Source organism: Paraburkholderia nemoris (genome assembly GCF_905221015.1).
Lineage (GTDB): Bacteria > Pseudomonadota > Gammaproteobacteria > Burkholderiales > Burkholderiaceae > Paraburkholderia > Paraburkholderia nemoris.
Genome location: NZ_CAJNBO010000009.1, coordinates 155,944 through 168,530, shown reverse-complemented (window position 1 = coordinate 168,530; position 12,587 = coordinate 155,944). Strand labels below are relative to the sequence as shown.

The following is a 12,587-nucleotide window of genomic DNA, read 5'->3' as shown; positions in this document are numbered from 1 at the left end:
TGCGGTGAATCAGGCGCCGACGGCCTTGGCGTACGCGTCCGCGTCGATCAAGCGATCCTGCGATGCGTCCGCAGCCGGCTTGATCTTGAAGAGCCAGTTCTCGTACGGCGCGCTGTTGACGCCATCCGGCGTGTCGGCGACGGCCGGGTTCGCTTCGATGATTTCGCCAGAGACCGGCGCGTAGATATCGGAAGCGGCTTTCACCGACTCGATCACGGCGACGGTGTCGCCAGCGTTGACGGTCTTGCCCAGTTCCTGGACTTCGAAGAAGACGATGTCGCCGAGCGCTTCCTGCGCGTGGTCGGTGATGCCGACCGTCAGCGTGCCGTCTGCTTCGGTGCGGACCCACTCGTGCGATTCGGTGTATTTCAGATCGGCCGGGATGCTCATCGGATGCTCCTATGCGGTGTTATTCGGTATGAACTTAAAAGATATGTCGCACGCGCCGGCTGCTTAAACTGCGAGCACTTTGCCGTTGCGTACGAACGGCAGTTTTACCACGCTTGCGGGTACGTTTTTGTCACGAATCTGGACGTGAACGGTGTCGCCCGGCTGCACGCCTTTCGGCACGCGCGCAAAGGCGATCGATTCCTGCATCGTGGGTGAAAAAGTACCGCTGGTGATTTCGCCTTCGCCGTGCGGCGTGACGACTTTCTGGTGAGCACGCAGCACGCCTGCCGCCTTGCCGTTTTCCTTCAGCAGGATCAGGCCGACGAACGAGGCCTGTGAGCCATCGGCCTCAAGCTTGGCCTTGCCGACGAAATCGCGCTGCGAATTTAGATCGACGGTCCAGGCGAGGCCGGCGTCCAGCGGCGAGACGTTGTCGTCCATATCCTGGCCGTAGAGGTTCATGCCGGCTTCGAGACGCAGCGTGTCGCGCGCGCCGAGACCCGCAGGGCGCACGCCTTGACGCACCAATGCGTCCCAGAATTCGCAGACGGACGTAGCAGGCAGGACGATTTCGAAACCGTCTTCGCCGGTGTAGCCGGTGCGGGCAATCATCAATTCGCCAAACGGCGTGTTGTCGACGATCGCGGCGTTAAACGGCTTAAGGAGTTCGGTGGAGGTGCGGCTGGACGGCGCGACTTGCCAGACCTTATCGCGGGCGTTCGGGCCCTGCACGGCGACGATCGCCAGATCGCGGCGCGGCGTGATGGTCAGGCCGTAGCTGCCTTCGGTGTTGAGCTTGGTGAACCAGGCGACGTCTTTCTCTGCGGTGCCGGCGTTGACGACCAGGCGGAAGTGGGTCTCGCTGAAGTAATAGACGATCAGATCGTCGATCACACCGCCATTCGGGTTCAGCAAACAGGAGTAGAGCGCGCGGCCCGGCGTTTGCAGCTTGCCGACGTTATTGGCCAGCGCGTGTTCGAAGAAGGCGCGCACGCGTTCGCCGGTGAAATCGACGACGCACATATGCGAGACGTCGAACATGCCGGCGTCGGTGCGCACGGCGCGGTGTTCGTCGATCTGCGAGCCGTAGTTGACGGGCATGTCCCAGCCGCCGAAATCGACCATGCGGGCGTTGAGCGCACGATGGGTGGCGTTGAGCGGGGTGTGTTTGAGTTCGGTCATGGGGCCTCAGGCGTCTCGCGAAACAAAAAAGGCCATGCGGCGCTACGCCTCGCGGCTGATGCCTGCGAGCGATTGCGTTGCATGACCCCTCTGTCCTCGATACCTGAGAGATTGCGCTACCGAGCGATAGTGAAGCCGTGATCGCTACGGTGAAACGCGCGCCCCTTCGGTGGGCAGCTTGCCAGAATCTGCTCGATTAAACGATGCAGACGGCTACTGCCGCTCTCCAGAGTGCGAAAAACCGATGCCTTGATGTTGCCTGGGCGCGGGTTCTTCGACGCAGTCGGTCCTTTTGCCTGAGAGTTTGCGGGTGTGCCCCTTCGGCGGCGCGGCCTGCGATTTCTGCGGCCAGCACGCTCTCCCGACGCGTGCGGCGAATGTACGCGAGGGCCGGGGGCTTGTCAAATAAAGGCCCGCAAGGGGCATGGGGGTTGGTGCTGCGGATTCGTGACAGTCAAAAAAAGCGCGGGACGTGATGCCCGCGCTTCTTTGCTTCGGTGCCTGAACCAGTGCGATTAGCCGACGCGATTAAGCGACGCGACTAAGCGCCGGTTTATTCGCCGATGGCGTGTGCCGCGTTGTCCAGTTCCTGATTCAGCACGCGCTGTTCGTCGCCGGACAGGCCGCCGCCGTGTTGCGCCGCCATGTCGTGGGCTTCCTGACGGATCACGTCGAGGCGATGGTGCAACGCGCCGCCTTGCGGGGGCGGGTAGTAGCCTTGGTTGACGCGAGCGTCGATGCGGCGGCTCAGGTTGTCGATACGGCCGTTGACCTGGTTGAAGCGCTGATCCGCGATCTGTTGCGGGTTAGGGCGCGGCGCCGGCGCGGGTTGCTGAGGGGCCACCACGCAGGCGGCGAGAGAACTGAGCAATGCGCATGCTGCAAGTGCGCGGACGATTCGGGGCATGGACTCTCCGGGAGGTCGTTGTCGTTTTGTGGTGCTACCGGGGTAGCAACGGATTGTTGGGGATTCACGCTGACCGCGGAGGCGGGGTTATTTGTAACGTTATGTTCCTTTCGGGGTTGTCAGGCTTTTGCCATTGGCGGCGGCATGGTCCGCATGCTGCCGCCAATGGCGCAGAAAGCGCCCCGTGGCGCAGAAAGCGCCCCGTGGCGCAGGAAAACGTCAGCGAATGCGCTCAAACGGCAACCGGACGCCTTCCTCCGAACTCCGGGCTGCAAGCTCGATAATCGTCATCACGTCGACTGCGTCCTGAGCACTGACGGGGAATTTCGCGCCGTTCTGAATGGCATCCGCCAAGGCAATATAAAAGCCGACGTATTCGCCATTGCGCGTAGGCACCTCCCGCTCGACTTCCTGATCGCCTTCGAGCACACGCAGCACGCCGGGCGCATTGCCGGCGCCGAACCCGTCATCGCCAGGCCGCAAGCCGGCTTTCAACTGATCTTCCTGCGTATCGAGCCCGTATTTCACGTAGCTCCCCTGCGTGCCGTGAATCGTAAACCTCGGCGCGACGTACGCAGTCAACGCGCTGGCATGCAACACCACCTCGAACTCACCGTATCCCAGCTGAATATGGACGTAGTCCGGTGCACTGGCTTGATCGCGATGCGTCCGAACCGTCGCGGACACGGTCTGCGGTGCGCCGAACAGAGCCAGCGCCTGATCGATCAGGTGCGGTCCCAGATCGAATAGCAGGCCGCCGCCGCGCGAAGCCTCCTCGCGCCAACGCTGCCGAACTTCCGGCCGGAAACGGTCGAAATGCGATTCGTATTGCGTGATGCGTCCCAACTCTCTGCTGGCAAGCAGATCCCGCACGGTCAGAAAATCACCGTCCCAGCGGCGGTTATGAAAGGGCACGAACCGCTTGCTGCGAGCCAGTGCAATGTTGGCAAGCGTGTGGGCGTCGGCGGCGGTGAGCGTGACCGGCTTGTCGACCACCACGTGCTTGCCCGCTTCCAGCGCGCGGCGCGCCAGGTCGAAGTGCGTGTCGTTGGGCGTGGCGATGACGACGCAGTCGATTTCCTCGAGCGCCAGCAGGGCGTCGAGATCGGCCACCACCTTTGCGTGCGGGTAATCGGCCAGCGCGTGCTCGGGCTGGCTCGTCGCGATGGCTGCGATGCTGGCTCGCCCGCAGTGCTCGATCACCGGCGCATGAAAGGTCGCGCCAGCAAAACCGTAACCCATCAATCCAATCTTCAGCGATGCGGACATGCGTGTCTTCCTGCAAAAACGGCGCGCCGCTTTGCCACCGCGGCGACGGCGCGCAACAGCGTAATTGTGGCATGTCCCGAAGGCGGACTGTCAGCATCGTCGCAGGCGTTTGCTGGCGGCGCCTGTTTGGCGGCGCCCGGATGGTAATTGTGGCCGTGTTCCGGGCAACCGGGTTGAGCCTCCGTTTTTGTCGTCGGGCGAGCTGCCATTGCGGCCCCCTTTCCTGGCCGTCCGACAGCGCATCTGTCACGGCATCCGCTTTGGGCATCCGTGTTAACATCGCTCCTCTCGCGCGGATCGTAGCGAGCCGGAACGCCCCTCACACCGAGGCACGCGCGCCAGCCGCCCGCCCCGCGCAGCATGCCCCCGGGCCTTCGGTCTCGCGATTCCGCACCCAAGCGCCCTCAACCGCATTACCCATCCACTGACGATGTCCGCAGGCCTGAACCCCGCTCAAAATGAAGCGGTCCGTTATCTTGACGGTCCGTGTCTCGTGCTCGCCGGCGCAGGCAGCGGCAAGACGCGCGTGATCACGCAGAAGATCGCCCACCTGATCGAGGCCAAAGGCTTCGAGCCGCGCCACATCGCCGCCGTCACGTTCACGAACAAGGCCGCGTTGGAAATGCGCGAGCGCGTGGGCAAGCTGCTCGAAGGCAAGACGCTCACCACGCCCGGCAAGGAAGGCCGTAAAGTGCCCGTCAATCAGTTGACGGTCTGCACCTTCCACTCGCTCGGCGTGCAGATTCTGCGGCAGGAAGCGGAGCACGTCGGTTTGAAGCCGCAGTTCTCGATCATGGATTCGGACGACTGCTTCGGCATGATCCAGGAGCAGGTCGGCTCGACGGACAAGGGTTTCATCCGCAAGATCCAGTCGATCATCTCGCTGTGGAAGAACGGGATGATCATGCCCGAGCAGGCGATCGCGATCGCCGCGAACGAGGACGAACATCAGGCCGCGATCGTCTACCGCAATTACGTGGCGACGTTGCATGCGTATCAGGCGGTCGATTTCGACGATCTGATCCGCCTGCCCGCCGAACTCTTCGAGAAGAACGAACAGGTGCGCGACCGCTGGCAGAACAAGCTGCGCTATCTGTTGATTGACGAGTATCAGGACACCAACGCGTGCCAGTACGAACTGGTGAAACTGCTGGCCGGCAAGCGCGCGGCGTTCACGGCGGTCGGCGACGACGATCAGGCGATTTATGGCTGGCGCGGCGCGACGCTCGAAAATCTCGGGCAGCTCAGCAAGGATTTTCCGAAGCTGCATCTGATCAAGCTCGAGCAGAACTACCGTTCGACGGTGCGCATTCTGACCGCCGCGAACAACGTGATCGCGAACAACCCGAAGCTGTTCGAAAAGAAGCTCTGGTCCGAACACGGAATGGGCGACACGATCACCGTCACGCCTTGCAACGACGAAGAGCACGAGGCTGAATCCGTGGTGTTCCGCCTGTCCGCGCACAAGTTCGAGCGGCGCGCGAATTTCCGCGACTATGCGATCCTGTACCGCGGCAACTTCCAGGCGCGCATCTTCGAACAGGTGCTGCGGCGCGAGCGGATTCCGTATGTGCTGTCGGGCGGGCAGTCGTTCTTCGACAAAGCCGAGATCAAGGATATCTGCGCGTATCTGCGCCTGATCGCCAACGCGAACGATGACCCGGCATTCATCCGCGCGATCACCACACCGCGCCGCGGTGTTGGCAATACGACGCTCGAAGCGCTCGGCTCATTTGCGGGCCAGGCGAAGGTGTCGCTGTTCGAAGCGGTGTACATGGGCGGCATCGAGGCGCGCCTGTCGCCGCGTCAGATCGAACCGATGCGCGTGTTCTGCGACTTCATGCAGCGCCTCACCGATCGCGCCGAGAAGGATGCCGCTGGGACCTTGCTCGACGAACTGATGGACGCGATTCACTACGAAGCCTATCTGTACGACGCGTTCGATGAACGTCAGGCGCAGTCCAAGTGGCAGAACGTGCTCGAGTTCATGGAATGGTTGAAGCGCAAGGGCACCAAGGCTGAACCCGAAGGTTCGGAGAAGAGCGAGGCAACCGGCTACGACACCGCCGACGGCCTCGGCGATACCGGCAAGAGCCTGCTCGGCCTGATCCAGACCGTCGCGCTGATGTCGATGCTTGAAGGCCGCGAGGAAGATCCGGACGCCGTGCGGCTTTCAACGGTGCATGCGTCGAAGGGGCTGGAGTATCCGCACGTGTTTCTGGTGGGCGTCGAAGAAGGCATCATGCCGCACCGTGGCGGCCCGGACGACGAGCCGATCGACGACGCGCGCATCGAGGAAGAGCGCCGTCTGATGTACGTCGCGATTACGCGGGCACAACGCAGCCTGCATTTGAACTGGTGCAAGAAGCGCAAACGCGCGCGTGAAACCGTGGTGTGTGAGCCCTCACGCTTTATCCCAGAGATGCTGCTGGACGACGCTCCGCCGCCGACGCCCGAAGAAGCGCCGATGTCGCCGAAAGACCGGCTCGCGAGTTTGAAGGCGTTGTTGCAGAAGCCTTGAGCGTGGGGAGGTGCAAGACCCCGTGCGCGGCAGGTGCATCGGCCGTTTTTCGACGTACGCACGCTACAGTGGCGCGGCCTGTCAATCGGAGACCGCTCGCATGTCCACGCCCCCGCTCGCGCACTATCGCCGCGCGCTCGAAACCTACATCGATGCGAAAGACAACACGCGTGCTAATCGCATTGGCGAGGCTTTCGCACCGGATGCGGTCCTCACCATTTCGCTCGCCACGTCGAATATCGCGTTTCCGGCACGCACAGTCGGTACCGATGCGATCGCGAAAACGCTCGTCACCGATTTCGGCGCGCAGTACGCGCAGTGCCGCACGTACTACGTGTGCGATTCGCTCGCGGTGGATAACGGCACGATCGACGCTTTACCCTGGCTGGTGGTGATGCGCGAACGGGCAACCGGCGCATTACGCGTCGGTCACGGGTTGTATCGGTGGACTTTCGATGCGGTGCCGGCCGTCACGGGGTTTCACATCCACATCGCACGCATGGATGTCGTGCCGGACGTCGACGGCAAATTGCTCGAAGCGTTGCAAGATGGGCTGAGCTATCCGTGGCTCGTCCCTGCCGATCTGCACACGCATTTGACGTCGCTGGCGCGTAGCACGCCGGCGTTGGCATTTGTCGAGGCGTTCAGCCGGCCTGCAGTTGCATCGGCGGGCGCCTGAACCGACGGCGCGTAAAACGCACTTCGCATAAAAAATTCCTGCCCGTGTCGCCACGGTGCAGGGATTTTTTGTTTTGCGACAACAGCCGGAAGTGTCTTATTTCGCCGCGCTGACCATGTAGTCGACGGCGGCTTTCACGTCCGCGTCGGAGGCAGTCGAACCACCTTTGGCCGGCATCGCGCCCTTGCCGTGCAATGCGTAGTTGTAGACCGTGTCCATCGGTTCTTTCAGGCGCGGCGCCCATGCGTCCTTGTCGCCAAACTTCGGTGCGTTCAGCACGCCGGCCGCGTGACACGCCTGGCAAACCTGCTGGTACAGCGCCTTGCCGGCTTGCGAGGCGTCCGCGCTTTGTGCTCCGCCTGCTGCTGGCGCAGCCGCTTGCGGCACGCTGGCCATGGCTGCCATCGCAGCAGCGGCTTGTGCGGCGCCAGCGTCCGAAGCACCCGCCGGCGCCGCGGCAGCAGCGCCGGACGCGGCAGCTGCCGCACCTGCTGCCGGCTGTGCCGGTTCAGGGAAGCTCGCGCCGGAATTGTTCGCCATGTAAGCCACTGCGCGGGCGATTTCGAAATCGCTGTAGTCGTCCGGGCTGGTGCCGCCACGCGCGGGCATCGCGCCCTTGCCGGTGAGCGCCGTGTGCAACAACGTGTCGAAGCCCTGCGCGATGCGCGGCGCCCAGTCGGCGGTATTGGTGAATTTCGGCGCGCCTGCCGCACCCGACGCGTGACACGCGGAGCAAACGGCCTTATAGACCTCTTCTCCGGTCTTGTAGACGCGCGGCGCGTTGGCGTCGCGAATGTCGACTTGCGCGAAAGGCTTGATGCGCGCGCTGACCTCGGCGTCGGAAAGACTGTCTGTGCCGGCGCCCGTGCGCGTCGAATTATCGACGTAGATCACTAGCAGAACGATGATGACGATCGGTACCGCAAAACTGGCAATGATCGCGGCGATGAGCTGCCCGGGGGTTTTGATTGGGGCTCCGTGTGGTGCTTCGCTCATGCTTGTCTCGTCTCCGTGGGTATGTGAGCGGTACAGCGTGACGGCAACTTCTTGTTCTTTAATCAGGCACGGACGATTATAGACGCAACATTTCGGCGGCGGCGAGGGGCGCGGCGAGGTGTTCAGCAGGCGTTTACCCGCATCGCGGGGTGCGGCTGGCACTGTGGGGATGGCGTGCAGAAGGCGCGCAATCCCGCCATATAGGCCGTCCGGTGGACGGTTTGGCCGAAACCGGGTATCCTTTCGGTCTCGCTTTGGCGTCGCTCCTGTTCAGGTTGCCGCGCTTTCGTGTTGAAGCGCCCGTAGCTCAATGGATAGAGTACTGCCCTCCGAAGGCAGGGGTTGCTGGTTCGATCCCAGCCGGGCGCACCATTTCTGGTCGAGTTTCAACGCGATTTCCCCCTGTTTTTGCATCCCTGTTCATCCGAGCAGTTGTGTCGCGAACGACAGCGGTCGTCACGACCGTCTGCCTTCCGCTTCATCTCACCCGATCACACCCTGACCAACAGCTTCCCGAGATTCTTCCCTTCGAACAGGCTATTCAACGCCTGAGGCAACGCGTCAAACCCATCGACGTAAGTCTCCTGATAAACGATTTCACCGTTCTTCACCCATGGTGCGACGGTCTGCAACATTTCATCCATGCGGTGTGTGAAATCGCGCGCCAGAATCCCCTGGATCGTCGCGCGCTGAAACAGCATGTGCTGCAGGAAGCGCGGCGCGAGGTCCGGCGTGTCCAGACCCCCGTCGTATTGAGCGATCGCGCCGCAGATCACGATCCGCGCGCGGCGCTTGATCAGCGGAATCACCGCATCGGTGATCATGCCGCCGACGTTGTCGAAATAGACATCGACGCCGCCGGTCGCCGCCTGCAGCGCCGACTGCAAGCCTTCAAGTGTGGGATGCGCGCGGTAGTCGACCGCGCCGTCGAGTTTCAGCGTGTCAGTCAGAAACGCGCACTTGTCCGGGCCGCCGGCGATCCCGATGACGCGGCACCCGGCGCGCTTGCCGAACTGCGCGACCAGCGAGCCGACCGCGCCCGCCGCACCGGACACGACCAGCGTGTCGCCCGGACGTGGCTTGCCCGCTTCCATCAAGCCGAACCACGCGGTGCGTCCCGGCATGCCGAGCACGCCGAGCGCGGTCGAAACCGGCGCCGCGTCGGGGTTCAGCTTGGTCAGCTCGCTGTGATGGCACTTGGCGTACAACTGCCAGCCGCTATAGGCCGACACCCAGTCACCCTGCTTGAAAAGCGGGCTCGCCGACGCCACCACTTCACCCACCACGCCCGCGCGCTGGACGATCCCGAGCGGATGCGGCACGTCGTAAGTATTGCGTTCGTGCTGCTGGATCCGAATGTACGGATCGACGCTGACAATACGCGCCCGGATCAACACTTCATTCGATGACAAATTGTCGTCGAGCTCGCTTTCGCGCAACTCGTAATGCTCGTCGCCAACTCGTCCTTCCGGACGCTTGACGTAAAACCACTGGCGATTCTGGTAGTTCATGTGAAGACTCACTGCTGTCGTAGACGGTGAGTGATCTTACCAGTGGGGCTATCGCACGCTTGCGAGGCTGATGCCACATCACCGGACGGCCGTAGCAAAACCAGAGGGCGCCGACGCATGCGCCAGCTTCCAAGCTTGTTGAAAGCCGCCCGTCCCGTTAGAATCCCCCGGTCACTGGGGAGTAGCCTTCCTTCATCCATTGAAGGAGAGCGCGTCAACATACTTGGCCTGCGGGTCATGGCGCGTTCGACCGGGTCGGTTTGGCGAGACCATTGGCGCACTGCTTCGTTCTGGTCGGACGGGTCGCGGTGCGTCATTGGTTCGTCACTTACGTCCGACCGCGGAGTTGCCCTGTGAAACATCGTTGCGCCCTGCCAGTCTCCCCACTTGCCGGTCCGTTGTGCCGCTTCCCCTTTGCATTTGCAGGGGGCGACGTATGACCGGTCTCCTGTTCGAACTCGCCATCATGCTGGTCGTCATTCTGGTGGCGGCCGAGCTCTTCACCAATGCACTGGAACATCTCGGCGAGCGTCTGAAAATCTCCGAGGGCGTGACGGGTTCGCTGTTCGCGGCGGTCGGTACCGCCTTGCCCGAAACGCTCGTCCCGCTGCTCGCGATTGCGGGCGGCACGACCGATAGCGCGGTCAATCAGGAGATCGGCGTCGGCGCGATTCTCGGCGCGCCGCTCATGCTCTCTACCCTCTCCACCTTCCTGATGACGCTGGCGATTCTCGGTTCGCGCGGTGCCGGCGGCTGGGTCACGCCGGAACGAACGGGTTTCACGCGAGATCTGAACTACTTCCTGTGCGCCTTTGTGCTGGCGGCCGCGGCGATGTACGTGCCGCACGAACAGATGATCGTGCGGGGGCTGTTCAGCGCGGCGCTAGTCGGTGTGTACATCACGTACGTGGTGATGACGTTCCGTGCATCGAACAAACTTGTCGACGCCGGCCACGGCACGGAGGCGCCGGGCAGGATGCTGCTGTCGCGTCTTGGCTTGCCCACCAATCTCGCGACCATTGCGGTGCAACTGGCACTGGCGGTTGCGTTGCTGGTGTGGGGCGCGGAAGGCTTCATCCACGGTGTGCGGGGCGTGTCGCAGGTGCTCGGCGTCTCGCCGTTGCTGCTGTCGCTGCTGATCATTCCGATCGCCACCGAGTTGCCGGAGAAGGTCAACAGCATTCTGTGGATTCGCCGTGGCAAGGACACGCTGGCGTTCGGCAATATCACCGGTGCGATGGTGTTTCAGGGCACGTTGCTGCCCGCCATCGGGATTCTGCTGACGCCGTGGGCGCCGCGTATCGAAGTGGTGACCGGCATCTTGATCACGCTCGCCGCTGCCGCGTGGCTGCGGATCAACGTGCGCGAACGTGGCGTGCCGGTGTGGGCGCTGCTGGTGTGCGGCGTGCTCTACGCCACTTATCTGGCGATTACGCTGAGCCGCTGAGCGAGTGATGAAAGACCAGGAAGGCTGCGGTAAAAGCCGCCGAAGCGCGGCCTTCCCAACAACCTGCCCTTAATTGGAAGGTGCCGCCGCAGCCGTTGCCGTGCTATCCGGCTTGAACACCGTCTTCCAGTCATCCTTCATATCGACGACGAGCCAGCCTTTCGCGCCGGCTTCGTCCAGCCCCTTGTCGAGCTTGCCGCTTTTCGCCGCGCGGTCGTACGCATATTCCCGTTCGCCGTCGGTGTGATGCAGCAGCGCAGCGAGGCGCGGACCGTCGCCGGCCGAGGTCCATTCGAGCATCGGCACGTCGCCGTCCGCATTGCCGAACGCGATCACCGGACGCCGGCCGATCGCGCGGTCGATGGCAAGCGGTTTGGCCGCGCCGTCGACGAGCGTGTCGACCTGCGCAAGCCGGGTCAGCGCTACGGCGCTGTTCGTTTGGCTGTACTTGTATTTCACGGTGCTGCCGATCACCTGCTCGGGCGGAATGCCGTACACGCGCTGCGCGATGTCACGGACGAACTCGACATCGCTGCCCGTCACCAGATAGGTCCTGAAGCCGTTGGTGCGCAGATAGGCGAGCAACTCGAGCATCGGCTGATAAGCGAGGTCGGCGTACGGGCGGTTGAAGCGCGGGTCGCTCGCTGAGTCGAACCATTCGTGCGCGAGCGCGGCGAATTGATCGCTGGTCATGCCGGCATGCGCCGCCGCCAGCAGCTTCATCGAGCCAGCGTCGCCGCCCGCCGCGATGCTCTTCAGATTGCCTTTCAGAATCGAGCGGAACGGTTCCTGCCGTTTCCATTCCGGATGCCGCCCGGCCACGGTCTTCACCCGTTGCAGCGCGAACACCAGTTGCACCGAGGCGGGTTGCTCCGGCCACAACGTGCCGTCGTTGTCGAATACGGCGATCCGGTCCGCGCGCGGGATGAAATCCTTCGACTCGGGTGTGGTGACCAGCGTGACGAAATCGACAATCGAGCGTTTGGTCGCGGAGTCGTTCCACGACGCGAGGGTTGCGGCGCTCGACGCGCCGGCCGGCGACTCGCTTGCGTCGCGGTGTGGCGTAACGGTGCAAGCTGAAAGAACCAGAACGGTCAAAGCAATGCAATACCGGTGCATCGTGCGAATCATGAAAGCCTCATCAAAAGCGGTGGGTCAAACTTTAAGCGAGCGCAAGTCTAATGGGACACGACGATTGTTGCAGCCCATTTTGTTGCTTTTCGGAGCGACGACGTGAATGCCGGTAATTGTCAAATGGCGTATGCCGCTATGCGGCTTTTTATGCAACAAGCAAACAAATGCTCAACATCGTGGCAAAAGTGTGGAATAAAAATGGCGGCAACACTCTAACTCCGTCCGAAATTGCGTAACTTTCTATCATGTTACAAATTTATCTCTGTAATCTCTTGAAACGTTTGCTACCATTCCGCCACAACACTCCCAGATTGTGAATTTCTTACCTCCGCATGCGTCGTTTGGTGCGGCGTCTCTTGAGTCTGAAAGGAGCGTCCATGCAAGCCCTGTATCCGGCCGTACCGTCTTTCCAGCTTGTTCGAAAGACTTAGCGCGAATTAATCGCGCCTCTTATCCGCTTTGCATATTTCCCCGGTTGCGCGTGGCCGCCGGGTGAGGCGAACTTACGCCTGCGACTAGTTCGCGTTAGTTCGACACAATTCGAAAATATG

10 protein-coding genes, 1 tRNA gene and 3 riboswitches are annotated in these 12,587 nt (G+C 62.4%); of the genes, 4 read left to right on the top strand and 7 right to left on the bottom strand.

Annotated elements, in window-relative coordinates; all coding sequences use genetic code 11:
- Positions 1 to 9: 9 nt before the first annotated feature.
- The 4 genes from gcvH to KHO33_RS16145 form a co-directional block, all read right to left on the bottom strand.
- The gene (gene gcvH, locus KHO33_RS16160; protein WP_154566472.1) at positions 10 to 390 is read right to left on the bottom strand and encodes a glycine cleavage system protein GcvH; all 381 of its coding nucleotides are present in this window, start codon (positions 388 to 390) and stop codon (positions 10 to 12) included.
- Between the two features lie 63 nt (positions 391 to 453).
- Complete coding sequence (gene gcvT / locus KHO33_RS16155) at positions 454 to 1,572, bottom strand: glycine cleavage system aminomethyltransferase GcvT (protein ID WP_200565589.1); 1,119 nt, start codon at positions 1,570 to 1,572, stop codon at positions 454 to 456.
- An 80-nt stretch (positions 1,573 to 1,652) separates the two neighbouring features.
- Positions 1,653 to 1,812, bottom strand: a riboswitch (glycine riboswitch).
- 34 nt (positions 1,813 to 1,846) lie between these two features.
- A riboswitch (glycine riboswitch) is annotated at positions 1,847 to 1,946 on the bottom strand.
- A 179-nt stretch (positions 1,947 to 2,125) separates the two neighbouring features.
- Positions 2,126 to 2,479, bottom strand: coding sequence for a hypothetical protein (locus tag KHO33_RS16150; protein ID WP_175054049.1), 354 nt, complete (start codon positions 2,477 to 2,479; stop codon positions 2,126 to 2,128).
- Between the two features lie 219 nt (positions 2,480 to 2,698).
- The gene (locus tag KHO33_RS16145) at positions 2,699 to 3,748 is read right to left on the bottom strand and encodes an oxidoreductase (protein WP_054038549.1); all 1,050 of its coding nucleotides are present in this window, start codon (positions 3,746 to 3,748) and stop codon (positions 2,699 to 2,701) included.
- 430 nt (positions 3,749 to 4,178) lie between these two features.
- Between KHO33_RS16145 and KHO33_RS16140 the strand changes: the two genes are divergently transcribed.
- Positions 4,179 to 6,269 carry a UvrD-helicase domain-containing protein gene (locus tag KHO33_RS16140; protein WP_054038547.1) on the top strand — a complete coding sequence of 697 codons (2,091 nt, stop codon included), beginning with the start codon at positions 4,179 to 4,181 and terminating at the stop codon, positions 6,267 to 6,269.
- Positions 6,270 to 6,369: 100 nt separating this feature from the next.
- Positions 6,370 to 6,948 carry a hypothetical protein gene (locus KHO33_RS16135; protein WP_054038544.1) on the top strand — a complete coding sequence of 193 codons (579 nt, stop codon included), beginning with the start codon at positions 6,370 to 6,372 and terminating at the stop codon, positions 6,946 to 6,948.
- A 96-nt stretch (positions 6,949 to 7,044) separates the two neighbouring features.
- Here the strand turns inward: KHO33_RS16135 and KHO33_RS16130 are convergent, their stop codons facing one another.
- Complete coding sequence (locus tag KHO33_RS16130; protein ID WP_054038608.1) at positions 7,045 to 7,944, bottom strand: c-type cytochrome; 900 nt, start codon at positions 7,942 to 7,944, stop codon at positions 7,045 to 7,047.
- 296 nt (positions 7,945 to 8,240) lie between these two features.
- Here KHO33_RS16130 and KHO33_RS16125 point away from each other — a divergent pair.
- Positions 8,241 to 8,316, top strand: a tRNA-Arg gene (locus KHO33_RS16125).
- A 119-nt stretch (positions 8,317 to 8,435) separates the two neighbouring features.
- Here KHO33_RS16125 and KHO33_RS16120 read toward each other — a convergent pair.
- Positions 8,436 to 9,455: an NADP-dependent oxidoreductase gene (locus KHO33_RS16120; protein ID WP_200565588.1), complete on the bottom strand. Its 1,020-nt coding sequence runs from the start codon at positions 9,453 to 9,455 to the stop codon at positions 8,436 to 8,438.
- A 164-nt stretch (positions 9,456 to 9,619) separates the two neighbouring features.
- Positions 9,620 to 9,791: riboswitch (yybP-ykoY riboswitch) on the top strand.
- Between the two features lie 100 nt (positions 9,792 to 9,891).
- On the opposite strand from KHO33_RS16120, the gene KHO33_RS16115 reads away from it, so the two are divergent.
- A complete protein-coding gene (locus tag KHO33_RS16115; protein WP_200565587.1) occupies positions 9,892 to 10,902 on the top strand; it encodes a sodium:calcium antiporter in 1,011 nt (336 codons plus the stop codon).
- Between the two features lie 69 nt (positions 10,903 to 10,971).
- Here KHO33_RS16115 and KHO33_RS16110 read toward each other — a convergent pair whose 3' ends face one another.
- Positions 10,972 to 12,033 carry an HAD family hydrolase gene (locus tag KHO33_RS16110; protein WP_200565586.1) on the bottom strand — a complete coding sequence of 354 codons (1,062 nt, stop codon included), beginning with the start codon at positions 12,031 to 12,033 and terminating at the stop codon, positions 10,972 to 10,974.
- Positions 12,034 to 12,587 lie beyond the last annotated feature (554 nt).